General features: G+C 45.6%; 24 protein-coding genes and 1 pseudogene. 11 read left to right on the top strand and 14 right to left on the bottom strand.

Features of this window, described 5'->3' with window-relative positions:
- Positions 1-390 precede the first annotated feature (390 nt).
- From glyA to aroQ, 4 genes are all read left to right on the top strand, one after another.
- Positions 391-1,674, top strand: coding sequence for a serine hydroxymethyltransferase (glyA, locus tag H6F98_RS23675; protein WP_192221162.1), 1,284 nt, complete (start codon positions 391-393; stop codon positions 1,672-1,674).
- A 190-nt stretch (positions 1,675-1,864) separates the two neighbouring features.
- Positions 1,865-3,139, top strand: a complete 1,275-nt coding sequence (locus H6F98_RS23670; protein ID WP_192221161.1) for a competence/damage-inducible protein A — start codon at positions 1,865-1,867, stop codon at positions 3,137-3,139.
- A gap of 304 nt (positions 3,140-3,443) precedes the next feature.
- Positions 3,444-3,584 carry a hypothetical protein gene (locus H6F98_RS23665; protein WP_192221160.1) on the top strand — a complete coding sequence of 47 codons (141 nt, stop codon included), beginning with the start codon at positions 3,444-3,446 and terminating at the stop codon, positions 3,582-3,584.
- A gap of 9 nt (positions 3,585-3,593) precedes the next feature.
- Positions 3,594-4,064: a type II 3-dehydroquinate dehydratase gene (gene aroQ, locus H6F98_RS23660; protein WP_313929930.1), complete on the top strand. Its 471-nt coding sequence runs from the start codon at positions 3,594-3,596 to the stop codon at positions 4,062-4,064.
- Between the two features lie 39 nt (positions 4,065-4,103).
- Here aroQ and H6F98_RS23655 read toward each other — a convergent pair whose 3' ends face one another.
- Complete coding sequence (locus H6F98_RS23655) at positions 4,104-5,312, bottom strand: HAMP domain-containing sensor histidine kinase (protein ID WP_192221159.1); 1,209 nt, start codon at positions 5,310-5,312, stop codon at positions 4,104-4,106.
- A 104-nt stretch (positions 5,313-5,416) separates the two neighbouring features.
- Here H6F98_RS23655 and H6F98_RS23650 point away from each other — a divergent pair, with 104 nt between their 5' ends.
- Both H6F98_RS23650 and H6F98_RS23645 read left to right on the top strand, forming a co-directional pair.
- The gene (locus H6F98_RS23650) at positions 5,417-6,370 is read left to right on the top strand and encodes an ADP-ribosylglycohydrolase family protein (RefSeq protein WP_192221158.1); all 954 of its coding nucleotides are present in this window, start codon (positions 5,417-5,419) and stop codon (positions 6,368-6,370) included.
- A gap of 475 nt (positions 6,371-6,845) precedes the next feature.
- A complete protein-coding gene (locus H6F98_RS23645) occupies positions 6,846-9,461 on the top strand; it encodes an HD family phosphohydrolase (RefSeq protein WP_192221157.1) in 2,616 nt (871 codons plus the stop codon).
- A 278-nt stretch (positions 9,462-9,739) separates the two neighbouring features.
- Here H6F98_RS23645 and H6F98_RS23640 read toward each other — a convergent pair whose 3' ends face one another.
- From H6F98_RS23640 to H6F98_RS23630, 3 genes are read right to left on the bottom strand one after another with little or no spacing between them, the layout of a single operon-like run.
- The gene (locus tag H6F98_RS23640; RefSeq protein WP_199348839.1) at positions 9,740-10,237 is read right to left on the bottom strand and encodes a hypothetical protein; all 498 of its coding nucleotides are present in this window, start codon (positions 10,235-10,237) and stop codon (positions 9,740-9,742) included.
- Positions 10,200-11,006, bottom strand: a complete 807-nt coding sequence (locus H6F98_RS23635) for a sulfite exporter TauE/SafE family protein (RefSeq protein WP_192221156.1) — start codon at positions 11,004-11,006, stop codon at positions 10,200-10,202. The genes H6F98_RS23640 and H6F98_RS23635 overlap by 38 nt, the downstream gene beginning before the upstream one ends.
- Positions 11,003-11,968, bottom strand: coding sequence for an acetamidase/formamidase family protein (locus H6F98_RS23630; protein WP_192221155.1), 966 nt, complete (start codon positions 11,966-11,968; stop codon positions 11,003-11,005). Before H6F98_RS23630 ends, H6F98_RS23635 begins: the two co-directional genes overlap by 4 nt.
- 354 nt (positions 11,969-12,322) lie before the next feature.
- Between H6F98_RS23630 and H6F98_RS23625 the strand changes: the two genes are divergently transcribed.
- The 5 genes from H6F98_RS23625 (at position 12,323) to H6F98_RS23605 (ending at position 16,482) form a co-directional block, all read left to right on the top strand.
- Positions 12,323-14,422: an iron uptake porin gene (locus H6F98_RS23625; protein ID WP_242058666.1), complete on the top strand. Its 2,100-nt coding sequence runs from the start codon at positions 12,323-12,325 to the stop codon at positions 14,420-14,422.
- Positions 14,423-14,605: 183 nt separating this feature from the next.
- Positions 14,606-14,857 (top strand): UPF0175 family protein, encoded by a 252-nt coding sequence (locus tag H6F98_RS23620; RefSeq protein ID WP_192221154.1) that lies wholly within the window; start codon positions 14,606-14,608, stop codon positions 14,855-14,857.
- A gap of 89 nt (positions 14,858-14,946) precedes the next feature.
- Positions 14,947-15,594 (top strand): GIY-YIG nuclease family protein, encoded by a 648-nt coding sequence (locus H6F98_RS23615; RefSeq protein ID WP_192221153.1) that lies wholly within the window; start codon positions 14,947-14,949, stop codon positions 15,592-15,594.
- A 478-nt stretch (positions 15,595-16,072) separates the two neighbouring features.
- Positions 16,073-16,276 (top strand): type II toxin-antitoxin system HicB family antitoxin, encoded by a 204-nt coding sequence (locus H6F98_RS23610; RefSeq protein WP_192221152.1) that lies wholly within the window; start codon positions 16,073-16,075, stop codon positions 16,274-16,276.
- On the top strand, positions 16,273-16,482 hold the full coding sequence (locus H6F98_RS23605) for a type II toxin-antitoxin system HicA family toxin (protein WP_192221151.1): 210 nt from the start codon (positions 16,273-16,275) through the stop codon (positions 16,480-16,482). The genes H6F98_RS23610 and H6F98_RS23605 overlap by 4 nt, the downstream gene beginning before the upstream one ends.
- Here the strand turns inward: H6F98_RS23605 and H6F98_RS23600 are convergent.
- The 10 genes and pseudogenes from H6F98_RS23600 to H6F98_RS23560 all read right to left on the bottom strand — a co-directional run bounded on the left by H6F98_RS23600 (position 16,474) and on the right by H6F98_RS23560 (position 24,978).
- Entirely contained in the window at positions 16,474-17,088 is a 615-nt protein-coding gene (locus H6F98_RS23600; RefSeq protein ID WP_192221150.1) for a hypothetical protein, read from the bottom strand. The genes H6F98_RS23605 and H6F98_RS23600 overlap by 9 nt on opposite strands.
- A gap of 73 nt (positions 17,089-17,161) precedes the next feature.
- A pseudogene (locus H6F98_RS23595) lies at positions 17,162-17,284 on the bottom strand (Uma2 family endonuclease); the annotation flags it as partial.
- Between the two features lie 8 nt (positions 17,285-17,292).
- Positions 17,293-17,856, bottom strand: coding sequence for a methylated-DNA--[protein]-cysteine S-methyltransferase (locus tag H6F98_RS23590; RefSeq protein WP_192221149.1), 564 nt, complete (start codon positions 17,854-17,856; stop codon positions 17,293-17,295).
- Positions 17,853-19,361 (bottom strand): DNA-3-methyladenine glycosylase 2, encoded by a 1,509-nt coding sequence (locus tag H6F98_RS23585; RefSeq protein ID WP_192221148.1) that lies wholly within the window; start codon positions 19,359-19,361, stop codon positions 17,853-17,855. Before H6F98_RS23585 ends, H6F98_RS23590 begins: the two co-directional genes overlap by 4 nt.
- Positions 19,362-19,520: 159 nt before the next feature.
- On the bottom strand, positions 19,521-19,655 hold the full coding sequence (locus H6F98_RS34210) for a hypothetical protein (RefSeq protein ID WP_277927610.1): 135 nt from the start codon (positions 19,653-19,655) through the stop codon (positions 19,521-19,523).
- Between the two features lie 342 nt (positions 19,656-19,997).
- Complete coding sequence (pyk, locus tag H6F98_RS23580) at positions 19,998-21,419, bottom strand: pyruvate kinase (RefSeq protein ID WP_192221147.1); 1,422 nt, start codon at positions 21,417-21,419, stop codon at positions 19,998-20,000.
- Positions 21,420-21,434: 15 nt separating this feature from the next.
- Complete coding sequence (locus H6F98_RS23575; RefSeq protein WP_192221146.1) at positions 21,435-22,130, bottom strand: 2,3-bisphosphoglycerate-dependent phosphoglycerate mutase; 696 nt, start codon at positions 22,128-22,130, stop codon at positions 21,435-21,437.
- 451 nt (positions 22,131-22,581) lie between these two features.
- Positions 22,582-23,151, bottom strand: a complete 570-nt coding sequence (locus H6F98_RS23570; protein ID WP_192221145.1) for a manganese efflux pump MntP family protein — start codon at positions 23,149-23,151, stop codon at positions 22,582-22,584.
- 347 nt (positions 23,152-23,498) lie between these two features.
- On the bottom strand, positions 23,499-24,617 hold the full coding sequence (locus tag H6F98_RS23565; protein ID WP_192221247.1) for a glycerate kinase: 1,119 nt from the start codon (positions 24,615-24,617) through the stop codon (positions 23,499-23,501).
- A 4-nt stretch (positions 24,618-24,621) separates the two neighbouring features.
- Positions 24,622-24,978, bottom strand: a complete 357-nt coding sequence (locus tag H6F98_RS23560; RefSeq protein ID WP_192221144.1) for a DUF565 domain-containing protein — start codon at positions 24,976-24,978, stop codon at positions 24,622-24,624.
- Positions 24,979-25,197: the final 219 nt, after the last annotated feature.

The following is a 25,197-nucleotide window of genomic DNA, read 5'->3' as shown; positions in this document are numbered from 1 at the left end:
ATCAGCAGTCAGCTTTCAGCGGTCAGCTTCCAGTCAAATAAGCTCCGGTTAAGGAACTTGACTTCTGTCGATGTCCTAACCTCAGTGGCTACTGCTATATCTGGTTCCCACTCCCAGTCGGGTGGCAAACAGCGCTAAGATCGTTGGTTCAAAGCAAGGATAGGCTCAGGTGCATCTGACGCAAGCCGCGCTAATCGCAACGTAAGATACAGCTTGCGATTGCGAAGCGTTGCTGCTTGCACTAGATCGCAAGTCGCAAAGCGAATAGGCAGAGGTACCGCTCTTTGTCGTCGCACCGTTAGTGTAGATCACACTGTACAAGCGAAGATGCTTGTCTAGCAACTGACCTAAGCAACAAAACTGAAGCGCATCTGTAAGGAACCAACTTAAGTGACTCAAACGAACTTAGATTTTCTCGCTCAAACTGATCCAGCGGTAGCTGAGTGTCTAGCCCAAGAACTTCAGCGCCAGCGTGATCACTTAGAACTCATTGCCAGTGAGAACTTCACCTCACCAGCAGTGCTAGCAGCTCAAGGCTCAGTGCTAACGAATAAGTATGCCGAAGGATTACCCGGAAAGCGCTACTACGGTGGCTGTGAATTTATCGATAATGTTGAGCGACTAGCAATTGACCGAGCAAAGCAGCTATTCAATGCTGCCCATGCGAATGTACAGCCGCATTCCGGCGCTCAGGCTAACTTTGCGGTATTCTTGGCTCTACTAGAGCCAGGTGACACGATTATGGGGATGGATTTGTCTCACGGGGGACACCTAACTCATGGTTCACCAGTCAACGTATCCGGTAAGTGGTTCAAAGTTTGTCACTACGGTGTCAGCCCCCAAACCGAGCAGCTAGACTTTGATTTAATTCGGGAACTTGCCCTCAAAGAACGTCCCAAGCTACTAATCTGCGGCTACTCGGCTTATCCCCGCATCATTGATTTTGAAAAATTTAGAAGCATTGCCGACGAAGTTGGAGCCTACTTGCTAGCTGATATTGCCCACATTGCCGGGTTAGTGGCTACAGGTCACCACCCTAGTCCAATTCCTCACTGTGATGTGGTCACAACAACGACTCACAAAACACTACGGGGTCCCAGAGGTGGATTGATTCTTACTCGTGATGCGGAGTTGGGTAAGAAGTTTGATAAAGCCGTGTTTCCTGGCACCCAGGGTGGACCATTGGAGCATGTAATTGCGGGTAAGGCAGTTGCCTTTGGTGAGGCACTACAACCCACGTTTAAAGACTATTCCGCTAGCGTGATTGAAAATGCCTCAGCGCTGGCTACCCAACTGCAACACCGAGGTTTCAAAATTGTCTCTGATGGAACTGATAACCACTTAGTTCTGGTTGATTTGCGCTCTATTGGAATGACTGGCAAGCGTGCTGACCAACTGGTGAGTGGTGTCAACATTACGGCGAATAAAAATACTGTGCCGTTTGACCCGGAGTCACCCTTTGTCACAAGTGGCTTGCGCTTGGGTTCCCCGGCAATGACGACTCGCGGTATGGGTACAGCAGAATTCACAGAAATTGCTGATATCATTGCCGATCGCCTACTCAATCCAGAAGACGAAACGGTAGCAACTGAGTGTCGGCAACGGGTGGCGAAGTTATGCGATCGCTTCCCTCTTTATCCTCATCTCAGAATCCCTGTCCCAACTCTCGTTTAGATCTCTCAAGACAACATCTAACGAGTTATTCCTGAGTGGGTAATCCTAACGTTTGAGCGCTGACTCCCCTTCTCGATTCTGGGAAGGGGTTGCAGATTAGCAGTGCATTTCATACAAGAAGCACTATAGTTTTTGTTGTCATTCATCAGTTGCTCATGCCAAACAACCAACAACCAATAACAAATAACCAATGAGTGCTGAAATCATTTGTGTTGGAACTGAGTTACTTCTAGGCGATATCCTGAACAGCAATGCTCAGTTCTTGGCGCTTGAACTCGCGTCCCTAGGGATTCCCCATTACTATCAAACCGTAGTAGGCGATAATCCAGAGCGTTTGAAGCAAGTGTTGGCAATCGCTTGCGATCGCTCTAGTCTACTACTCTTCACGGGTGGTCTTGGACCAACACCAGATGACCTAACAACTGAGACAATTGCAGACTTCTTTGGCGTTCCCCTCGTTGAACGAGAAGACGTGCTAGCAGATATTGCCCTGAAGTTTGCTCAACGGGGGCGAGAGATGACACCGAGTAATCGTAAACAAGCCCTAATCCCACAAGGCGCACGAGTGTTACCCAACCCAGGCGGAACTGCTCCCGGCATGATTTGGCAACCTCGCTCCGGTTTAACGATTCTCACCTTCCCCGGTGTCCCTAGCGAAATGCAACAGATGTGGCGAGAAACAGCGATTTCCTATCTCAAAAGCCAAGGTTGGGGGAAAGAAATCATCTATAGCCGCACGTTAAGGTTTTGGGGAATTGGAGAGTCAGCACTGGCTGAAAAAGTCACTGACTTTTTCCATCTCGCCAATCCCACAGTTGCGCCTTATGCAGGTCAAGGAGAAGTACGATTACGAGTCTCTGCCTGTGCGCCTTCTGCCGCTAAAGCTGAGCAATTAATTGAGCCTGTAGCGCAACAACTCCGGCAGATTGGCAGCCCATACTATTATGGGGATGATGATGATACCCTTGCCTCGGTAGTCGGTCAGTTGTTGACTGAGGCATCCCAAACCGTCAGTGTTGCGGAATCTTGTACAGGTGGCGGCCTTGGTAGTATGCTAACTAATATTTCTGGAAGTTCTAGTTACTTTCTAGGGGGAGTCATTTCCTATGACAACTCCGTGAAAACTGCATTGTTGGGTGTCAAGCCATCAGATTTGGATTCAGTCGGAGCTGTTAGTAAACCTGTAGCACAGCAAATGGCACGAGGAGTGCGATCGCTCCTTTCAACCCACTGGGGACTTAGTATCACAGGTATTGCTGGACCAGGTGGCGGGACAGCTACCAAACCTGTAGGGTTAGTTTACATTGGTCTTGCCAAACCCGATGGAACTGTTGAATGCTTCAAATATCAGTTGGGTCAAAATCGCAGTCGAGCCTCAATTCGTCATGCTAGCGCTTGCAATGCCCTGGATCATCTGCGACGGAGACTACTCGCGGGACGCTCTCCTTTGTTAAATGTTCTTTAAGGTGACGACCAAAGAGCGATCAGCTACCTTAGAAAGTAGAAGGAGATCAATTACCTTTTGTTGTATCCAATTCTCTAAGCAACCCTCCTCTAGTGGTATGGAAATGATTTTCGTGAGTGTGTTACTCTTAGATTAATAAGAAATGCAACATTGAGGAATTTTTTCCTCATCCAGTGTCTGGAACAAAAAAGCGAATCCGGCAAGCTTAAACATCCTACCTTCCTGCAAGGGAAGCCATTTGAATTTTTAGGTTTGTCTTGTTGTTAAAAGAACTACAGCTTGTCTCACAGGAGCTTTCTGTTTAATGGATTATATAGATAAAGTCTTGGAAAAACTCAAAGAATGGGCACGTAAGCTCATTGAAACTCTCCTAAGTCCAGAAGGACAACCGGAACCTGAGCTAATTCCTATTCCCGTGAATGACCCAAGGCATCGCCGTCGGTAACTAATTCTCGTGTCTAATGACGTTGCAAATACTTTAAGTATTTTGGTTCTGCATGGTCCCAACCTCAATTTGCTGGGACGGCGAGAGCCAGGAATTTATGGTGCAGTGACCTTAGATGAGATCAACCACCTCCTAGTGCAGGAGGGTGAAAAGCTACAAACCAAAATCCTGGTGGTGCAGTCAAATCACGAGGGTCTTTTGGTAGATGCAATCCATGATGCTGTCGGTCAACACCACGGCATTTTGATCAATGCTGGAGCCTACACCCATACTAGTGTTGCCTTACGCGATGCAATAGCCGCTGTAGCTCTGCCGACAGTAGAAGTTCATCTCAGCAACATTTATCAACGAGAAGCCTTTCGGCATCACTCGTTTATTGCACCAGTAGCGATCGGGCAAATTAGTGGCTTTGGTGAACAGAGCTATCGCTTAGGGTTACAAGCTTTAGTTCATTATCTAAGAAAATCGTCTACTGGCTAAAGCAGAATAGTCCAGTTCAAGGAGTTGGCACAAGCTCTGTTATTGGTCTGTCTGCTCAACTTGTATCTTGATTGGTAAGGTAACGGTAAAGGTAGAACCCACGCCAACTTCAGAAACTAGGTCAATTTCACCGTGAAGTAGTTTGACCAAGCGCGAAACAATCGCGAGTCCTAATCCTGTCCCTTCCTGCTTGCGTTGTCCTTGGTTTAAAAAAGCTTGGGAAAACGGCTCAAAGATGCGATCGCAATCGCTTGGGTCAATACCAATGCCAGTATCCGTCACGGCAAAGAAGCACTTGTCATCCGGTAGACTTTCACAACGAATTTGAATGAAGCCTACATCAGTGTAGCGAATTGCATTGCCTACCAAATTAGTCAGGACTTGCTGTAAGCGGAAGGAGTCTGTCAGTATCTTAGAAGGAGCGCGATCATAATCGAGCTTTAGCTGCAAATTCTCGGCTTGCGCTAGTGGTTCAAGCATCTCGCTTACTCTAGTAATTAATGAACAAACATCAATCCATTCCAAGTTCAACTGAATTTGTGCTGATTCATAGCGTGACAGTTCTAAAGAATCATTGACGATGCGTAGTAAATGTCGTCCTCCTTGCAGCACTCGCTCAATACTCTGAAGACTGGGAGATGCCATATCCGCATTGGCATTTTGTTTTTGTAAGCGCAAAAGAAGTTCAGAGTAGCCAATTACAGCAGTTAACGGTGTCTTTAACTCATGAGCGAGGTAAGAAAGATTGTCTTTACTAGCTTCAATCAGTCGAGTGAGTTCTTGGTTTGTAAGCGTCAACTGACTTTGAAGTTGCTCTAATTCATGTAAGCGGGCTTCCATATAGCTTTTAAAGCATATAGAAATTGCTTCATCTAGCAGTGTGTTGATTTGGGAAAAAAGTTGAATAATCTCCTGAGGAGAACCCTGAAGGCACTCCTCTTCCAACACAGAAAAAATCATCCGACGCAAGAGACCATACTCTTTCGCAATTTCTGCGGCATCGTATCCTTGTCCAGCTCGCAAAGTTCCATGCTCTAGACTTACCTCAGCAATCCTTTCAAATAGGTTTTTCTGAGGATGCTGAAGCACCGCCGCCAAAGTCTTAAGAAGTATAGGAAGAGAATCTCCCAAAGCTGTATCAGACATATTCAGTGAGCTTTCTATCTGGCGTTCTTGACGGACTACCTCAATCCATTGCGCCATGATGGTGTCAGTCTGATCAGCAATTACTTGGCTAGCGTTTAGCATGAAATAAGATACGGTTCTTCAGTAAAGACGGTAAATCTTACTTTATATCGTTTGCAATACTATGGCAGGAGTAGGTGATGGTTGTTGACTGGTAGAAGGACTTGATGCGGTACTCACTTTTAAACCGATTCCGGGGGGCACTGCTCGGTAGCTTTGTGGGAAAAACTCTAGCTAGTGGTGGAGGCAAAGATCAATTCATAAATGAATCAAGGTTTACTTTGCCTCATTCCAGAGAGACTCAGCCTAGTCCAACACCTCCAGACTGGAGCGAGATTGCGATGTGTGGCACCAAGAGCTTGATTCACTGTGGCAAACTCGATTTAGACGATTGGGTGCGTTACTGCGAGATGACACAACCTTCTCTCCTGTTATTGCAGTCTACGGCGAGTAGTAGTGAGGCGGCAGTGGCAACGCTACCAGTTGCGCTATTTTTTCATGAGGATGAAGCCAAGTTGCGACAACAACTGCTACAGGCGGCAACGGTTTGGCGGCATGATTCCCAGACATCTGAGGAGGTATTGGTTGTCGCTTTTGCGATCGCCCTTGCTCTGACAGAAAAACTCAACCCAGCGACGCTGATTCCTCGAATCCTTAACTATTTGAACCCATCTCAAACACCTCTAGTACAACAACTAGAACAGGTACAAACCTTGTTGGAAAAGGGTGCTGGGTTAGATACAACGCTTACACAACTGCGTCGTCATGCCCCAAAAAGTCAAGGAGAATTGAAGCGTTCTTGTCTATCTATTGCTCTTGCTCTTTACTGTTTCCTCCATACTCCAGAAGATTTTCGCCTCTGCGTGACTCGTGCTATTCGTACTGGCTACCAACCCCAGCTTACAGCTACCCTTACAGGTACTCTGGCCGGAGTTTATAACAGCATCATTGGCATTCCAGTAGGCTGGCAGTTAGCTAGCCAGCAAATCCCAATGGGTGTCCAGTGGATGCAATTAGCGGAGCGCTTGTTTGCAGTTTGGTCAGGTATTTATGATGTCTCTGTGGCAGAGCAATTTCCATCAGTAGCGATCGCTGCACCGCGAGTGATTCAACCACGGTGATGTCGCTTTGATTGTGAGAGGTGCTACTCTTGGAGCCAGTTCCTCGTCCTGTTATTTTAGCTATCGGCTCTAAAGCAACAATGAGACAGAGCAATCGGAATTGGGGATTGGGCAGACAGATAAGCTACCATTAACTAGCGAGATATCCTCCCTGCTACAGAGACAGGAGGAAAGTTGCACATGGCATTATCTTATCCAGTAACTGAATGAAAACCCTGAAAAAGTCCAAAATTGTCCTAATTTTAGACTAAAAACAGCCAGAAAGTTGATTTTACTCAACTAGGCGAAGTTTATTTTCTTAAAAAAGACGTACTCACCATAGGGTTTTGTAATGTTAAGAGGAGATGAACTCAAAAGTTACAGTATGTAAGTTAAGAATAGATAGACCCTACCACTCTGCCTGAAACGAAAGCAAGCTCAACGTACATCTTGCGCTTCCACTGCTCCCGTCACCTGAAATGGCAATTCTTGTGCTATGAAAACGCTTCATTCGTTGACGCAGCCGATCGCGCAACTGCGGAAAACATCTAAGCATATTCGCGCTTGGTTGTCATTCAAGGTATCTAATTCCTCTACGAGTACCCACGCCTCAGGGAGGAAAACTCACTTGGCTGATTTGCTGCCTCGGCACTCACCACAAAGACATTCCGGCGCACGAGGTGATGCGGCGTTACTATTGTCAAATGCAAAACGCTCTAAGCAAAGTGAGGATCACAAACCGTCAGAAACCTTGGAGGAACCAGCATCGCCACCAATGACCGAGCGATCTAAACGCAGACGCGATCGCCGAGGACGTTCACCCGCGATGTGGGTAGTAGCGGTGATTTCTCTCACCAGTGTGATGGGACACCGTTTCTACAATCAGCCAAAGTTGGATGTCGGGAAAGCCGCTCCCCAGACAATCCGGGCTTTATTTAGTGCCAATGTTGAGGACGCAAAAACCACGGAAGAAAAACGGAAAGCTGCGCGTGCAGGCTTTGTTCCCGTGTTGATGTTTGACCAACCCCTCACAAAAGATATTTATCAAGACCTTCAGCAATCCCTGGACAAAGCAGAAGAACTACGCCAACTGAGTGGTTCCTTCCCCTTTGTGGCAACAACTGTGTTATCCGAGGCTACCCAACGGTATCTGCGCCAGAGTAAAGAATGGGAATGGCATTCTGTCTTAGCCTTTGCAGACACGGGTAAAGATGTTGACCGATTAGAATATGAAGCTGCGCCGTCTACTCAGACAGCGCAGCCGCTCCATCTCTCTTTTGCCCAAGCTGTTAGCGAATTGCAAAGCTATCGTAAGCTCTCTTCCCCTAAAGCCTATTCTTCATTAGTTGATTCAATCTCACTGGCTCGCGAGGGTTACGCCAAGGCATTGCGTCAGATTACGGAGCTATCTGCTGCTGAATCAGACCGTCACTATGATGCCTCCTTGCTTGAGTTATCAGATGAAGATTGGAGGCAGACGCGCCAGGGTGTTACTGAAGCATCAAAGCGGATTCTCACTCAGGGGATTCCCCCAGGGCTACCGCCCGACATTCTAAAAGAAGGGGTGAAAATCCAACTGAATACGCTTGTGCCCCCAGATGCTGAGGATTTTGCCGTTGGGCTGCTAATGACTGTCTTGCAGCCTAACTTAATGGAAGATCAGGAGCAAACCAAGCGAAGAGCAGAACAAGCCGCGCAAGCTGTCGAGCCAGAAATAGTCTCCATTAAGCAAGGAGACGTGATTGTTTATGCGGGTGAAGAAATAACCCAAACGGATTTTGTCTTGCTAGATTACTTCCACTTGAGCCGCCGAGAGATTAACTGGCTCGGTCTAGTAGGATTTGGGGGTTTAGTTACCGGGTCAGTTTGTATTTTTTGGCTGGTGCAACGGAAATCCTGTCCCCGATTGCGACGGCGCGACCACATTTTAGTGTTGCTCCTGACGCTGAGTACACCACTACTCAGTATATTTGGTGTCCCCTATACCGATTTGCCCGCGATTGGGTTATTGGTGGGTAGCTTTTACAGTCCCCCCTTGGGCATTACGGTTGTGGGTCTGCTGAGTGGGTTAGTGACCTTCAGTATGGAAGTTAGCTGGGAATATTTAATTCCTGGGGCGGCGGCTGGGCTATTAGGTGCATCGATGGCGGGACGGATGCGATCGCGTGAGGAATTGGCTCTCCTTGGCGGTGCGATGGGTTTAACTCAGGGCGGTGTTTACCTGGTTCTCAATCTCATGCTCAGTGCAGCTGTCGGTTCAGTTTGGTATACCGTACTCCAAGAAGCTGCTTTATATGGTCTAGCTGGTTTTTCTTGGAGCGTAGTCGCTCTGGGAATATCGCCTTACCTGGAACGCCTGTTTGACTTGGTAACCCCGATTCGTCTTGCAGAATTGTCGAATCCCAACCGTTCTCTGCTAAAACGGCTAGCAACTGAGGCACCTGGAACATTTCAACATACCATGTTTGTAGCTTCTTTAGCAGAAGCAGCCGCACGAGAACTCCACTGCAATGTCGAATTAGTACGGGCAGGCACACTTTACCACGATATTGGGAAAATGCATGATCCTTTGGGATTTATTGAAAACCAAATGGGGGGACCCAACAAGCATGATGAGATTAATGATCCCTGGAAGAGTGCCGAAGTGATCAAGAAACACGTCACTGAAGGCTTGGTGATGGCTCGTAAGCATCAGTTACCGGAAGCAATACGGGATTTTATTCCAGAACATCAGGGAACACTGTTGATTTCCTATTTCTATTTCCAAGCTCAACAACAAGAGCAACAGGAAGGTGGTCGCCCTGTACAGGAGTCCGATTTTCGTTACGATGGCCCGATTCCCCAGTCAAAAGAGACAGCGGTGGTCATGCTAGCTGATGCCTGTGAAGCGGCTTTGCGATCGCTTAAGGATGTGACTCCAGAAACTGCCCTTTCAATGATTAATAAAATCCTGAGAGCGCGTTGGCAGGACAACCAACTAATAGATTCTGGGCTAACACGGGAGGATTTGACAAAAATTGCTGAAGTTTTTGTCAACGTTTGGCAACAGTGTAACCACCAACGGATTGCTTATCCAAAAGCAGCTCTAAATTGCCAACCATCAAATAAATGAAAGGGTTATTAGTTGTTAGTTATTAGTTATTAGTTATTAGTTGTTAAAAGTAATCAACTTAGCTTGATATCACTCCTGTTCAAATTGTTTTTTTATTACAAAGAAAAATAGCTGCTGAAACATAGCTCTGCTTTATGGTAAGACGGCAAGGATGCAGAGCGGCTATAACAGGAAATGAATTGCAAAAAATAAAGGGCTGATTTTATGCTATAGGTCTTAACCTTTTTGGTTCAGAAGCGTTTATTCCTCATGGACATTGCTACCTCTGGAAGCCAAGTTTAGTATGGCTTCATGTCATGCTCCCACTGCGATTGGTTGCTGCTAGTCTGTGGTGTTTGTTGTTGTAAAAAGGGCTTAACCCGCTCTAGAGGAATTTCCCCATGATAAGCACCGCAGTAATGTACACTCATCACAGCTTTGAATGCCCAATGGTCGGGCGAAACGTCTGAAAACGGGTTAGGCAATGTATCGGCTCGATCTTGGGAACACGCTTCCAGAACTTGATCGCCACTGGCTTGGCTTTGAACAGAAGGCGTAGTTGGTAGGAGTTGGGTGTCTTGCGCTTTGATAGGTGCGAAGAAACCAGCAGTGGCTAACAGTGCAGCAGTGGTTAAGAGGCTAAGTTTCATCGTTTTCTTGACAATGGTGTCTGTTTCTCCATAGTAGCCACAGTTCAAGGCTGCGGAACAAGCGCTACTTGTCAGGAAAACAAAAAAGCTGATGGCTGATAGCTGACCACTAACTGTTATAGTTTTGCCAAGCTTGGTAGAAAACATAAATAGAGAGGATGGCTAACAACGAACGAAACGCCAAACTCACAACATGATCAGGTAACTTGGGTAAAAAGCGAGTACTAATTTGCGCTCCTAAAAAGCCACCAGCACCCAAAAGCAATCCCTCAACCCACAGGACATTGCCTCGTAAGGCGTGCCCTGCACAAGCAGAAATCGCTGTAATAACAATCACACCTAAACTTGTCTGAATCGCCGTTTTAATTGTTTCTCCCAACAGCAAAATTTGCAACGGCACCATTATTACCCCACCACCAACACCAAACAAACCTGCTAGTACACCTGCGGTACTACCAGTAGCAATTCTCGAAATCGTGGCTTTAAGCCCTGAGTCTTGAGGTTGTCTTTCGCCTGCTGTCTCTTGACTTTGCTGTTTCTCCTTAGCACTCAGGCGTTTGCGTAGTTCGACAAGGTAAATATTAATGAGTAGCAGTATCCCAAAGGTTGCTAGTAACCAGTAGGGAGCAAATAATTCTGCCAGATACGCTCCAAATTGAGCCGTGACGACAGCAGGAAAGCCAATCCCCATTACTCGTTTCAAGCTAAAATAGCCCATCCGCCAATTCTGCACGCTACCGGAAATAGCCGTAATCACAATCGAGAGACTACTAGTCGCAACAGCTTCAACTGGCTCATATCCTAGCGCCACCAATAAAGGGACAAGAACCGTACCGCCCCCTATACCCAAGAAACCTGCAAGGATTCCCGCGAACAAACCACCAGCAGCAAAAATCAATAAACTTGTAGGCGTCATAACTGGATTGCCTTGGGCAAGATCGATTTAGGTAGCATACCGTGAACGCCCTTTTGAGGAGTGTTGACAACCTGGGTAATGTGAAAGTTTACAGCGAGGCTGCACAAAACATAGGCTTCTTCTGCACTCAATCCCGCAAAGCGTTCCAAGAAAGTAATCATTTGCGTGAGGGCAAACTCAAAGGCTGCATCAAGGGTTTCTCCGAATCCCATAGTGATGATGTCAGTTGGTGTTTCAGCTATGGGATATATGAACGGCAAATCTTTACGCAGATTAATTTGGATCGTGCCGTTCATGGAAGTCTCGATCGCAGTTACATTAATTTCACCATCTCCTTGAGCCGAATGTCCGTCCCCTATGGACAATAAGCCGCCAGGAACAAAAACAGGTAAGAATATCCTTGAGCCAGCTTGCAGTTCTCGATTGTCAATATTGCCGCCATAGCTACCCGGAGGAACAGAGGAACGGCTGGTTTCCTCTGTCGCAACGCCAACAATACCAAAGAAGGGTTGCAAGGGAATCTTAATCCCGCTACCTGTCGGAAATTCTGCAACGCCCTTGTCTAAATCTAAAGGGATGAAGCGTAGTCTTGGTTCTGTAAACTGTTGTGGTAAAGCTCCCCAACCGGGACGAATCGCATTGAAACCTATAGGAAGACGAGGTGAAATGGCTTCTAGCTTGACTTCCAGAACATCTCCAGGCTCAGCATCCTTGACATAAATTGGCCCTGTCAGTAAGTGTGGGCCTGTTCCAACTTTACGTTCTGGGGGGAAATGCTGACAAATCTCAAGAAATTCTGGTGTGAGAAATTCCGGTGGTGCTTTGTCAGAAACATAGAAGCCAGTGTAGGTTTCAACGTCGATACTGTCACCTGAATCAATAGTTAACGCAGGTTCCAACTGATGAGAAAAACCGCCTAAATGAACAGTTTGACAACTGGCTTTAAGAATGTGGTGAGTCATCTAGCACCCGGATAAAGGAATAAAATCAAACAGCTTGGGGAATGCCTTGTACTAAAAAATGTTAAGGCGATCGCGTTTAAATTATGCAGGGAAAAGGTGCAAAAACCCATACCTTCTTAAGCGAAAAATTATATTTATTTGTGTTCTTATGAATCAAAACGCAGTCCATCAACAGTCAGTCAACTGTAGTTTAAACGCCAATAAAGCTAGCTAAGCATTGCTTCCTCGTCATGTCAGGAAGCGCCGATAACAGGTTAAGAGGATATTAAATACTGTCGCCAAAACTACATCTACCTAAAGGGGGAATTGGTAACATCCTCATGTTCTTCTTGTCAAGAATAGGTGTGAGGATTGATGGTTAAGGATGCAACTACCTGGAAAGCTTGGCTTAGTGTGCCAACAACTTTGTGGGTGTCTCTGTTAGTTTCAAGCACTGTAATGTCTGTAATGTCGTTGCAGGTGAGGGCGAGTGAAGTTCAAGGCACTGTAGCGCTATCGACTGTGCCACAAGAGGCAGAAGAGATTGAAGCCTCAGCCGCAGCGTTGAGACTTGGTGATGTTACTAGCGAATTAAAAGACATCACCCTTCAACCCCTTCGTGAGCAAGAGAAGGGGGAGCAAGAGTCTTCTAGCTTTGCAGGGGAGAGATTCTCCAGCAATTCACCAACAGCACCCATAGCTGAACTAACCTCAGAGCAAGTTCAGGACACTGTAGCGGCACCTCCGACAACAGTAGAGGCAGAAGCTATTGAGCCAGCCAACGCGCAAATGCTTGAGAGTGTTATCTCTGTTACCGAACTTTCCTCAGATCCTGCGATTAGCGATCGCAATGACCCGATGTCGCAAGTCACCAACGTCTCGCAACTCAGTGATGTCTCACCGGGAGATTGGGCGTATGAAGCCTTGCGATCGCTTGTTGAACGTTATGGTTGTATTGCTGGGTATCCAGATGGCACTTTCCGAGGCAATCGAGCAACCACTCGTTATGAATTTGCCGCAGGTTTAAACGCCTGTTTGCAACAGGTTGAGCGTTTAATTGCAGCTAGCACAGAAGGTTTTGTCACCCGTGAGGACTTAGAAACACTGCAACGACTGGTTACTGAATTTCAGACAGAACTGGCAACCTTAGGTACACGGGTGGATACCTTAGAGGGTCGTGTTGCCTTCTTAGAAGACCACCAGTTCTCCACAACTACTAAGCTCAGTGGTTTAGCATGGTTTAACCTGACGGGAGCTTTTGCCGATGATGATGTCTTAGTAGAAACTACTGACCTTAACGGCTTATTTGGTGACCTTGCCCTCAGACAAGCAGGGCGAGATCCAATTACAAATCAACCGATTACTCAGACGGTAGAAGATGACCCCGAAATCACATTCAGCAATCTGGTATGGCTAAACTTTGAAACCTCCTTTACAGGTAGAGATAGCTTAGTGACTCAACTAGCTGTAGGGAACGGCAACTCACCAGCCAACGTTTTTGCCTCTGCGGGTCTTTACAACACCTTTGGTACACCGTTTCTTGACCAAACGGCTGGAACGATTACTGGAGATAATGACGTAATCTTGCGGGAATTGTTTTACACTTTCCCCGTCACGGATAGCATTCAGGCTGTGGTTGGACCTCGGATTAATTGGTATCGCTACTTCGACAACAATGCTTACACGTTCTTCTTAACAGGTGGCAGCACCTTCAACTCAAATGGCAGCACTCTTCTGAACACAATTGATCGTGGCTCTGGAGCAGTAGTACTTTGGAATGTTAGTGACCAGTTCAGGTTGCGTGTTGCTTATCTTGGTGAGAGTGATGAATTTCTTCCTGGCGGCTTGTTTAACTCTGCATCCAACCCAGACCAAGGCTTGTTTGGTGGCACTAATACGATTACAGCAGAGTTAGGATTTTCCCCGACACAAAACATTAACTTGCGCTTCATCTACAACCGTTCTAACATTCAGCAAATTGGTGGACTGATTGGTGGTGCTATTGGAGAACCGATTTATGGCTTAGCCGATGATGGTTTTGGTGGTTCTCTTAATAATGCAACTGCCGATACATTTGGCTTTAACTTCGACTGGCGAGTTGCTGACTTTTTGGGTCTTTTTGGACGCTATACCTATGGGAGTACCAATCTCAATCCAGTAAATCCAGCCCGACCGGATGGTGAAATCAATGCACAAGCAATTCAGTTAGGAGTAGCATTTCCTGACTTGGGTAAGGAAGGAGCCTTGGCAACAGTATCCTATGTAATACCCTTCTCTGTGTTGGATGGTCGTGATTTTCTTGTTTCTGGTGGTGGTGATGGTGGTGTCCAGTATGAATTTGAAGCAACTTACTTCTATCCCCTGACGAATAACGTTGCTATTGTTCCAGCCTTCTACCTGATTGGCAATCCGAACAATTTCAGCGACAATCCTAATATTTATGTGGGTAATTTACGCGCCCAATTTAGTTTTTAGGGTTTGTTTAAATTGCCTTTGAAAACACCTCTTAGTTAAATAGGGGAGAATGGCGATCGCATCCTGTTGAGTTTCATCAGTCAACAAGGAGCGATCGCATTTTTGTCTGTTCAGGGTAGGTGATCGCTCAATCGAATTTATCATCAAGATAGAAAGTCTTCTCCACACCACAGGAACAATCCTATGACGACTCGGCAGATTGTGATTAACGTGCCAGAAGCAGTGTTGCAGGCTGAAAACTCTGATGCAGATACCTTTGCTCGTGAATTGTGCATCTTAGCAGCGGTTAAGCTATACGAACTAGGTCGCCTCTCGTCGGGTCGAGCGGCTGAACTGGCTGGAATGTCGCGGGTTGAGTTCCTGATGAATTTGGGACGCTATAAGGTTTTTCCATTGGAAGCGGAATTACAGGACTTGGAGAGCGATTTTGCCTGAAGCGATTAGCAATACTTCACCCTTGTTGTATCTGTATCGGATTAATGCTCTCGATTGGCTACCTGAGTTGTTTAGCGAGATCCAGGTTGATGGGCAGGATATACTGGAACACTATTTACATTGACAGAGATCCAAATGACCCATACAAGGGTTGGGGATGGGTAGAGGTTACAACGGAAGACAGCAAACGATTTAGCATTCCCACTGGATATCCAGATACATACACAAAATTTTGCCGCTCTCCATCTGAACGCTTAAAACTCCCGAATGGCGGCAATCTTCCTTCTAGAGGCAAAGCTGGCGCGAAGAAGTTCACGTTGAATATTGATGGAGAGCTTATTACGATAAGGGCGCAAAAGTCCCTAACTATTCAAGCAGTATGTACCTGGCTCAAAACCTGGATAAGTCCAAACGCTAAGATTGTGACTCCAGGCAATAGAACACACTCTCTCGATGGCGAGAAGTTAGCCCATCAAGCTCATTTCGTTTACTTTATTCTCAATGAAGATAGCAATGCCATCAAAATAGGTCGAGCCAAAAATTTGGCAAGGAGGATGATGTCACTTCAAACATCCAGTCCAGCTAAGTTGAAGTTAATTAAATCGGTACAAGTTGAAGGAGCTAAAGAAGCTCAAGAGCTAGAACGAGCGTTGCATCAACAGTTTAGGGAGATGAGGTTGGCTGGAGAATGGTTCAAAGCTGAAGCTAATCTCCTCGAATACATCAGTCAGTTATGACAGGAGCGGCATAACGTTCCCGTTGCAGCAGACGGAATGTGGAGATCTTGGTGTGGATGCAAAGGTCACTTGCCGCCCCTGAACGGGAACGTTAGCGTGATCGCCTATTTTGTAGTGTGCATTAGCTTAAGCGTAATGTACAAAAGGGAGTCAATCGCTTAATCATTCTATAGAATAAAATGCTTTAAACGGTGTTGTTAAAATCCCTAAGCTCTGAGTTACTTCATTGATAAAATAGTCTCGCTTATCAATCTATATTGTTTTATTAGTCAACTTAAGAAACTTCCAATCCATTCCCGTAGTTACGGCTCCATAGATACTTGCGATCGCCTCTCAATTTTTCTGATTAAATAACTAGGCTGCAACCATTTCAGCTTTGTAACTTGGTGTGTGTGCAAGCTTATTTTATTTACCGCGTCTCTTCATCTATCACATTAAAGCCTGTTACTATATTCTCAACAACTAGCTCAATATGTGTATGAAAATTAGAGCAATCATTCATCCAGCAGAAGAAGGTGGCTATTGGGCAGAGGTTCCTGCGCTTCCTGGTTGCATTACTGAAGGAGACACGATGGAGCAGGTGGTAGCTAATTTAAAGGACGCTATTGAAGGTTGGCTGGATGTTGCAAACAGTCGTAATGCAATTGAGCCAACAGATCAAATTGTCGAAATTGCTGTATGAAATCTATTTCTGGCAAGCGACTGTGCAAGATTGTGGAGCAAAAAGGGTGGGTTTTGCGAAGAATTACTGGCAGTCATCATATCTATGAAAACCCTGAAGTCGAACAAATTCTGTCAATTCCTATTCACCGTAATCAAGATTTAAAAGTTGGAACGTTGAGAGCATTGATGAAAATAGCCCAGCTATCTGAAGAAGATTTACTCTGATTGTAAATCTTTAAACGGTGTTGTTAAAATTCCCAAAATCTGACTTACTTCATTAATAAAATAGTCTCGCTTATCAACCCAGACGGTTTTATCAGTCAACTTAATAAACTTCCAATCCGTTCCCGTTGTTACGGCTCCATAGATACTTTCAATCGCCTCTCCATTCCGTTGATTAAATAATTGGGCTGCTACCATTTCAGCAATACATTGCCCTAAGCCAGATTTAATACTTTCATTCTTAGCTTCTACCAAGGTTACAACTGGAGTCCGAATTTCATAAGATTCTTTTGATGCAGTAAGAATATAATCGCAATATCCGCTCAAACCTGCTTGCAAATCGACATTGAACTCTGAGCCAGAAAAAAAACCGATCTGAAAATTAAGCATTCGTCTGACTTCTAATAAAACCGGAGCAATAATTAACTCGGCACGCGCTTTTTCTGTATTGATTGCAGTTGCCAAAAAAACATTTTCATTTAAAGTAGTCTGTAGATGAGAACTGGGCAAGACTTCTGGAATATCAGTAAATAGGTTGATTGATTCTTCTATTGTTAACCCAAAGGCTTCTCTAACTTTAGTTAAGGTTGTAAAATCACTGTATGCCATAAGCTAGAAAGGTTTGCCAATTTATTCTCTCATCCACTTGCGGAATGCTCTCAATCTTGCCGTTGTCGTATCACCAGATTTCAGGGACTTTCAACGATTGATAGGCGCTGATTTGCGTTTTAGAGGTGACATCAATTTCAATGGCTAAATCCGGAGGATGGTCAACCGTTAGGTCTATTCTATCTTTGCCAATCATCTAATAGATCACTTTGCATAAGTCCTAACTTTTGAATTTTTAATGCGTGAACTTTGAATTGGAGCAAGGTGACAGTCAACACCCTCGTGTTGAAGCAGCCAGTGCTTGCGCTCCAAACCACCAGCGTAGCCAGTAAGGGAAGCCTTTGTACCGATTACTCGATGACACGGCAGTACGATCGCAACTGGATTAAGTGAGTTTGTCATCCCTACTGCTCGATATGCGGTTGGCTTACCCAGTTTTGCCGCCAACTCACCGTAGGAAATCACAGTTCCCAGTGGAATTGTTCGGAGTGCTAACCAAACCTGCTGCTGAAAGGGTGTTCCTCCAGTTTTGACTGGGATATCATCCAGGCTGTTATAGTCACCATTCAGATATGCACGGATGCGATCGCTAAATCCTTGGGGATTCTTTTTCTCTACAAGATTGACAGAGCCATAGCGTTTCTCTAGTAACCTCATCATGCGTGGCTCATAGTCTGAAAAGTCGAGGCTAGTGAGACTTTCCCCATCGGAAACCACCAGAATCTCTCCAATCTCGGAATCAATTTTGTCAATTAAGAGTGTAGTCATGCGGATAGCTCCTCCTGCATGGATAATAGGGTTGAATCGAGTGATGACCAGAGGAACATTGCGGCATAAGCACGCCAAGGTCGCCAAGCTTGAGAAACGTCTAGTAACTGGGTTTTTGTTACGGGATGCCCTAATTTTTCCATCGCACGTAACAGCCCTAAATCGGTAGCGGGAAAAGCATCGGGTTCGCGTAATGCCCGCATTGCAATATATTGAGCTGTCCATTCACCAATTCCAGAAAGCTTAGACAAGTTTTGCACCGCATCGTCTAAATTTTGGAAATTTGTCAGGATTTGACTATCTTGAGCAACGGCAGTAGCCAGTGAGGTAATGGCAAAGGCACGCGATCGCATAATTCCGATGCTAGTTAAGTCAGCATTTGCTAAAACTTCGGGTTGGGGAAAAACAAATCGCAAGTTAGATTCTTCCCAAGGCACTCCCTCAATTACCAACCGCTCACCATAAGCTTCAACTAAACGTCCTGCATGGGTTGTAGCAGCAGCAACACTAATTTGCTGTCCAAGAATTGCACGTACTGCTAGTTCAAAGGAATCCCAGGTTCCAGGCACCCGCAGTCCTGGTAAGGTAGAAATTGCTGGACGAAGAATGCGATCGCACCGCAGATGGGTAGTAATCTCTGCAACATTCGCATCCAAGTCAAACATCCGACGCAATCGCTCAACAATTTGACCCAAAAGCGCCACTTTGGGAAAACGGATACTAGCAACCAGATAGTGTTTTTCCTTAACCGGGCGGACTTCAACAACACCATGCATCCCGTCAAGGGAAATAGCCCGTCGATAAAAGTCAGAACCCAAAGACTCTAGCCCTGGAGTGACTCTAGCTGATAGAAAGCGAACGAAAGCTGACCAATTGTAGGGTGGGCTAAAAGGAAGCTTCAGCGTAATTTCAGGGGTTTTTGTAGCATCTCCAAGTTTACTTTGTGCCGATCGCAGCTCACTAGGCGATCGCTGGTAGGTTTTGTGAATTACGGCATTAAATCGGCGGATACTGGAAAAACCAGCCGCCATTGCCACATCTGTTATTGATAGCGAGGTTTCATCGAGTAATTGCTTGGCAAACAAAAGCCGTCGCGTCTGTGCAACTGCCCTTGGTGAGGTTCCTAGGTGTTTGGCGAATAACTGCCGCAAATGGCGATCGCCTACTCTCACTCGTGCCGCTAGTTCTCCCACCGTACCATCATCAAGTGCGCCCTCAGCAATCAGACGAAGCGATCGCAAAACTGTGGATGCTGTTCCAACAAGTGCAAACAAATTTGGCGATAGTTCCGGGCGACAGCGCAAACAGGGACGAAACCCTGCCTCACTCGCTGCTGCCGCACTTGCAAAGAACGTGCAATTCTCTCGCTTTGGTGTCTGGGCTGGGCAGATAGGGCGGCAAAAGATGCCAGTTGTGCGAACGGCGATGAAAATCCGTCCGTCAAAGCGGACATCTTTAGTTTGGATTGCTCGGTAACAAGCATCAGGGTCAAGCAAACTGCTCATCGCATCAAATCCGAATTCATGCTGTCAGCATAAATCTGGTATCTAGCAATTGCTAGCCGTTTTCGGAACTGAATGTTTTGTCTTTAAGATTAGAACTTAAACTAAATAGTGTGAGATATAGCCCTTCTCGATTAGATGAGATACAGTCTGACCTCTCTCCTACTCTTGAGAGGCTTTGATTTTTACTCCCCTTCCCTCGTAGGGAAGGGGTTGGGGGTAAGGTTTTTTGATGTACTTCATGCAACTGAGAACTGCTTTAAGCGATCGCTTGTACTGCTGCAAAGCAGATTGCATTTTTTTGTGGCAGCTTAGCGATTTATTGCGCGAGTGGGTGGGTGTTTTTCAGGACACAGGGCAATTTATAGTGGTATCTCTTTATGGACAAGGGTCTGAATGTTATTACTCAGTTTTGAGGTTCGCGCACTTTCTCAAAGGCTTATGGATACTAGCTTTGAGTCGAATAAGAAGCTTTGCCTCTTGCCAAGGCTGTTGCCTAGGATGCTATTATCTAAATGACCTTTCAATCAACTTAAATCCCTATCAGGGATTGAAACGCACTTAGCGCCACTGGTAAAGTAGCCAACGATGAGCTTTCAATCAACTTAAATCCCTATCAGGGATTGAAACAGCAACAAGTCAAACCGCAACCTGTTCTCCAATGCGGTGCGCCTTGATTAAGTTCGTCACTCCAGTAATTGCCAACGGCAAACCTGCAATCATCACCACAACATCTCCCTTGGCAACAAACCCATGCTCAACAGCAGCTTGCTCTGCCAAAACAATCATCGCGTCAGTGCTATAAACTTCTTGAAGTTGTAAGGACTGAACTCCCCAATAAAGCACTAACCGACGCTGAACACTCTCTGTCGGTGTGACGGCAATCACCGGAATTGGCTGACGATATTTAGAGAGAATTCGGGTGGAGAAACCGTTTTCTGTAAAACAAACGATCGCTTTTGCCTTGAGGTTTTGCGCGAGTTGACAAGCAGCATGAGCTACAGAATTTGAAATAGCGTGTTCCTTGAAGCCATCAATGTAAAGGGGGGAGGTTTTCAAACGCGCCTCTGTTGTCTCGGCAATCCGTGCCATCGTTCTCACGGCTTCCACAGGGTAGCGCCCAACTGAAGTTTCCCCTGAAAGCATCACAGCATCCGTCCCTTCTAAAATTGCATTAGCAACATCAGAAACCTCTGCCCTCGTGGGACGCGGATTTTGGATCATCGACTCTAGCATCTGAGTCGCGGTGATTACTGGCTTGAGATGGCTCCGGCAAGTATCAATTAAGGACTTTTGGATTGCCGGAACTTGTTCCAAGAGCATTTCAACGCCCAAGTCACCACGAGCAACCATAACTGCATCAGATGCGTCAACAACTGACTCCATTGCCTCTACTGCCTCGTGACGTTCTACCTTAGCAATGACGTGAGTTCGTTTGCCAGAACCTTTCACCAACTCTCTAACTTGCTCAAGATCAGCCGCTTCCCGGACAAAGGATAAAGCGATATAGTCCACGTCTTGGCTTAAGCCAAACTCCAAGTCCTCTTTATCCTTATCGGTAAGGGCAGGAGTAGAGATCGAGGAGAGACTGAGGTTTATTCCCTTGTGGCTTTTCAGCGGTCCCCCGTAGACTACAGAGCAATGGATATCACTACCACTCACTTGGTCTACCCGAAGTTTGAGTAAGCCATCGTTGATGAGGATTGGGTCATCAACGTTTACATCCCTAGCTAAACCTTTGTAGGTGGAACTAAATCGCCCTGCTGTACCGACTACATCATCCATGGTGATTACAGTTTGTTCACCTGGGGTGAGGACGACACCTGCTTCCATTTCGCCAACTCGGATTTTTGGGCCTTGTAAGTCTTGAAGGATAGCAATGGGGCGATTCAGTTCTTGGGAAACGTCGCGAACGATGCGAATATAGTCTAAGTGGGTAGCGCGATCGCCATGAGAGAAGTTCAGCCGCGCTACGTCCATGCCTGCCTCGACCATTGCTTTGATGGTGTCGAAGTCAGAACTGGCGGGACCAAGTGTGCAGATAATCTTTGTTTTACGCATGGGAAGCACTAAAACTTAATCCATTATTTCTTTACCGACGACTTTACCTTCCTCATTGATGTCGTAGACGGTGGGGATTCCAGTTGCAAGTTCAAGTTTAGGAACTTCCTCTTCACTAAGCTGATCGAGTTCCATAATGATTGACCGTAGGGAATTGCCATGAGCGGCAACAATGACATTATCCCCATGTTTCAGGTGAGTGAGAATCCGGCTCCGAAAATACGGTAATGTTCTTTTCGCTGTGTCTTCTAGACTTTCCCCTCCTGGTGGGCGAATAGAAAACGATCGCCGCCACATATGCACCTGTTCTTTGCCATACTTCTCTGCCAATTCCGCTTTGTTCTTCCCCTGCAAGTCGCCGTAGTAGCGCTCATCCAGGCATGAACTTAGGAAAATTGGGACTTCTTGGCTTTTGTCACCATCATACTTGTCCCATCCATGCCAGTTAGGGTCGTCATCGTCGTGTTTAAATATAGGACTTTTAGTACCACAAGCTCCTTCACACTGCGTTAGACAGATAGCAGTTGTCTCGATCGCACGCACTAACATACTAGTGAAACCCACATCAATCGGATAAGGACTGATTTTTTTTGCGGCTGCGATCGCTTCTGTACGACCAACCTGATTTAGGGGAACATCAACCCAACCCGTAAATCGATTGGCAGCGTTCCAAGTGCTTTGACCGTGACGAACCAGAATAAGCTTTGCCATTTTTGAATTTGAAGAATCAAAACTACAGCCAATAACAAACTCAGTTTCGGCTATTGAGCTTTGTCATTAGCCCATTGTTCTACAGCTACTGTTTTCCCACAAATGATATGGATATTTCTCCAGTCGTGATGTGTTCTTTAATACTCGATGCTCTATAGCCTTCACTTCAGCAACATAGAGCTTCTTTCGAGTAGTGGGAAATCACTCACGACTGCTTGATAATCACCCTACTTAGAGAAAACCCTGTCTTCGTCTGCCCTATGGAGGAAGTGATTAATTGAGAATGTCACTAAACCTATTTTTAGTACTTATGTACTATAAATGACAACAAAAGTATTGCTGTAGGGTAGCCGCGACTTCCAGTTGCTCTTGTCTTAAGTTGATACTAATGAATGGTTTGCGTCCCGACAAATGAATTTCATTTTTTTGAATAAACCTACTGCAACAGAAGCTAACTCGCTAGCCCCGTCAAATGTTCAACTAAAATCTTACTGCCAATAATAATTAGAACAAATCCGCCAAACATTTCCACTTTATTATCGAATAAATTACCAAACTTATGACCAACAAAGACACCAACAAAAGATAAAGAAAAGGTAATTAATCCAATAGCAGTGATAATTGCAGCAATGGAAACTTGTAGTACAGAAAAACCAAATCCCACAGCTAGAGCATCTATACTAGTGGCTAGAGATAAGGTTAATAAAGTATAAATATCTAGTGGATTGAATTTTTTATCAGGGATTTCTTCCTGAGTTGCTTCATAAATCATTCTGGCTCCAATGAAACTCAGTAACCCAAAAGCCACCCAATGATCAACAGCTTCTATCCAACCTCGGAAGCTTAGCCCGACAAGCCAGCCAATTAAAGGCATGAGCGCTTGAAAACAGCCAAAAGATAAGGAAATCTTTAGCGCTTTATTGATTTTCATGTGTCTGATTGCTGTGCCGCTCGAAAGAGAAACTGCAAAAGCATCAGCCGCCAATCCCACAGAAACCAATACAGTCGTGACTAAATCCATTTGCTAAAGATGTAACGAATGAAGATTCCTTTCTATTTGTAACACTAAAGATAGAGGCATTTAATTTTTTATCATTCTTACTTCATTTTTAAATCATGTTTTTTTCATAATTTAAGTTTGCTTCCAGCAGAGTAACCAATTGCCTCTTTAATTTAATGGCATTTCTTCACAAAACCTGTTAATTCAGACTGTCTTTTCTGAGAACTATGAGCCTGAACAAATTATTAATTAGTGTAAGTTATAGCAGTAATAAACAATATTTATATAATGTTTTTCGCTTCCGCAACGAGATGCTCATAACGCGGTAAGGGACTCAATTCTAAAATTTAAATGCCCATCAGCTTACTCTAAGCATCCTCTGGTTGATAAACAGTACCAACAGTATGGTCAGGATTAATTTCAATGACTAGATCTACCAATCTAGGATTTTTGGTTAGTGGTGTGATGAATAATTCTGGATGGAGCGATCGCCAAAAATACTCGACAAATTCTCCAACTTGTGGTTCAGTCATCCCCGATCTACCTGTAGCAATCATTTGCTGTTCTGCTTGCAGTCGCCACTGTTGACTGAGGCGGTAGTCTGTTGGGTAAAGCACTATCAATCGGTCTAGTTGTTCCCACAACGGTAAATAGCCTTTCAACTGCTCGTTCATATCACGAGCAAACAAGCGGTCAGCCTCAGTCTGAATCGGTGGTGGTGTCGGTGCATCAAATACGGCTGAGTCGATTGGTCGAACCCCAACAAACCAGCCTTCAAACAGCACAATATCAATACCTTCTACCTGTTCAGGAGTGGTTCGATCCCCTGCGCCTTCCCACGCAGACTTGTCAAAGCGAGGCACGAGAATTGGTTCTCGTCGATTGGGTTGACGCAGTTGGTCTAAAAGCTGCAAACCCAGCTCAACATCATGGGTTCCGGGTGGACCTCGCCAGATCAGGCGGGGGTCTTGTTGTTGGAGATGTTGTCGTTCTGCATAGGTTTTGTAGAGGTCATCCAAGGAGAGGCTGAGGGTACGGTAGCCTAAATGAGCAAGAATCACACTCAAGACATCTGCCAGAGTAGTTTTGCCAGTTCCTTGTCCCCCTAATATTCCTTGGATTAAAGGACGTTTCAGTTGTTGACGTGATGAGGCTAGCTGCATCGCAAGGGGAAGCCAAAGGTTCCAGAGGGATAAGGCGATTGAGGATTGGGGATTGGGGGCTGGGGATTGGGAAATCTGTGTTGTTTCCCGGCTTTGGTTTCTGAAAGCCGGGAGAGAGAGGATATGAGGGTAAACGGCTTTGAAAATAAGCGATCGCGCCTGAATAATCTCCTCTACATTTGCGCCTGTGATACCAAATGCCTTTGCTCGCTGTGATGAGGTTAGTTCCTCTGCTGCCAGTTGTTGCCACGGCAAGGTAGTTGAGTTCTCTTCTACTGCCCAGTCATGAAGAATTTGACCTAGCGATGTATCCGGTTGCAACATACGATCAAGAACCAATTTTAAAGGCTTCCACAAACAAGCTGTAAGTCAGACCAAGTTTCAGAGCATTAACCACTTCAGACAGCAGGGAAGCTGTAGAAACACCCTCAGTCGTTTTTTTCCGCCGTCGGTTGCCACCATAAACAATCCGGCTCACGGCTTCTGTGAAAAGAACCAAAATCCCAGCAACAATCACGTCCCAGTTAGCCGCTTGTCCAGCGGTTGTGGGAATCGCCGTTCCCAAAAAGACACCCAAGAGCAAGCTAATCAAGACAAGTGAAATGTGTCGCCAGGGATTAGTAAACCATTCCCCTAACCGCGTCCAGGCAGCATTAACAAGGTTATTAAGACGAGTATTTTGCATGATTCGACCTGACAATAACGGGAAAAACACTTTAAGATCACACTTTACCTTCCCTTGCTAAGGGTTGGACACATTGACTAAGTAGCTCAGTAACCATAAACGTCGTTGGTTTAAGTAATTGGGGTCTTAGGGAATGAAGACTGGGTAACGTCTCCTAGCCAGGATTCACCAGACCTAGTCCCCAAAAGGACGAGTTCTGTTTAATTGTGTCTACTTGCT

This window comes from Microcoleus sp. FACHB-SPT15, assembly GCF_014849525.1.
GTDB lineage: Bacteria > Cyanobacteriota > Cyanobacteriia > Cyanobacteriales > Coleofasciculaceae > Symplocastrum > Symplocastrum torsivum.
The sequence above is the reverse complement of the archived record's forward strand: the minus strand, read 5'-3'. Positions and strand labels throughout refer to the sequence as shown.

Bases quoted from the DNA above. Each gene is read 5' to 3' on its own strand.
- H6F98_RS23670 (WP_192221161.1), top strand. From the start codon at position 1,865: ATGAGTGCTGAAATCATTTGTGTTGGAACTGAGTTACTTCTAGGCGAT.
- H6F98_RS23665 (WP_192221160.1), top strand. From the start codon at position 3,444: ATGGATTATATAGATAAAGTCTTGGAAAAACTCAAAGAATGGGCACGT.
- H6F98_RS23655 (WP_192221159.1), bottom strand. From the start codon at position 5,312: ATGCTAAACGCTAGCCAAGTAATTGCTGATCAGACTGACACCATCATG.
- H6F98_RS23650 (WP_192221158.1), top strand. From the start codon at position 5,417: ATGCGGTACTCACTTTTAAACCGATTCCGGGGGGCACTGCTCGGTAGC.
- H6F98_RS23645 (WP_192221157.1), top strand. From the start codon at position 6,846: ATGAAAACGCTTCATTCGTTGACGCAGCCGATCGCGCAACTGCGGAAA.
- H6F98_RS23640 (WP_199348839.1), bottom strand. From the start codon at position 10,237: ATGTTTTCTACCAAGCTTGGCAAAACTATAACAGTTAGTGGTCAGCTA.
- H6F98_RS23635 (WP_192221156.1), bottom strand. From the start codon at position 11,006: ATGACGCCTACAAGTTTATTGATTTTTGCTGCTGGTGGTTTGTTCGCG.
- H6F98_RS23630 (WP_192221155.1), bottom strand. From the start codon at position 11,968: ATGACTCACCACATTCTTAAAGCCAGTTGTCAAACTGTTCATTTAGGC.
- H6F98_RS23625 (WP_242058666.1), top strand. From the start codon at position 12,323: ATGGTTAAGGATGCAACTACCTGGAAAGCTTGGCTTAGTGTGCCAACA.
- H6F98_RS23620 (WP_192221154.1), top strand. From the start codon at position 14,606: ATGACGACTCGGCAGATTGTGATTAACGTGCCAGAAGCAGTGTTGCAG.
- H6F98_RS23615 (WP_192221153.1), top strand. From the start codon at position 14,947: ATGGGCAGGATATACTGGAACACTATTTACATTGACAGAGATCCAAAT.
- H6F98_RS23610 (WP_192221152.1), top strand. From the start codon at position 16,073: ATGAAAATTAGAGCAATCATTCATCCAGCAGAAGAAGGTGGCTATTGG.
- H6F98_RS23605 (WP_192221151.1), top strand. From the start codon at position 16,273: ATGAAATCTATTTCTGGCAAGCGACTGTGCAAGATTGTGGAGCAAAAA.
- H6F98_RS23600 (WP_192221150.1), bottom strand. From the start codon at position 17,088: ATGGCATACAGTGATTTTACAACCTTAACTAAAGTTAGAGAAGCCTTT.
- H6F98_RS23590 (WP_192221149.1), bottom strand. From the start codon at position 17,856: ATGACTACACTCTTAATTGACAAAATTGATTCCGAGATTGGAGAGATT.
- H6F98_RS23585 (WP_192221148.1), bottom strand. From the start codon at position 19,361: ATGAGCAGTTTGCTTGACCCTGATGCTTGTTACCGAGCAATCCAAACT.
- H6F98_RS34210 (WP_277927610.1), bottom strand. From the start codon at position 19,655: ATGCAATCTGCTTTGCAGCAGTACAAGCGATCGCTTAAAGCAGTTCTC.
- pyk (WP_192221147.1), bottom strand. From the start codon at position 21,419: ATGCGTAAAACAAAGATTATCTGCACACTTGGTCCCGCCAGTTCTGAC.
- H6F98_RS23575 (WP_192221146.1), bottom strand. From the start codon at position 22,130: ATGGCAAAGCTTATTCTGGTTCGTCACGGTCAAAGCACTTGGAACGCT.
- H6F98_RS23570 (WP_192221145.1), bottom strand. From the start codon at position 23,151: ATGGATTTAGTCACGACTGTATTGGTTTCTGTGGGATTGGCGGCTGAT.
- H6F98_RS23565 (WP_192221247.1), bottom strand. From the start codon at position 24,617: ATGTTGCAACCGGATACATCGCTAGGTCAAATTCTTCATGACTGGGCA.
- H6F98_RS23560 (WP_192221144.1), bottom strand. From the start codon at position 24,978: ATGCAAAATACTCGTCTTAATAACCTTGTTAATGCTGCCTGGACGCGG.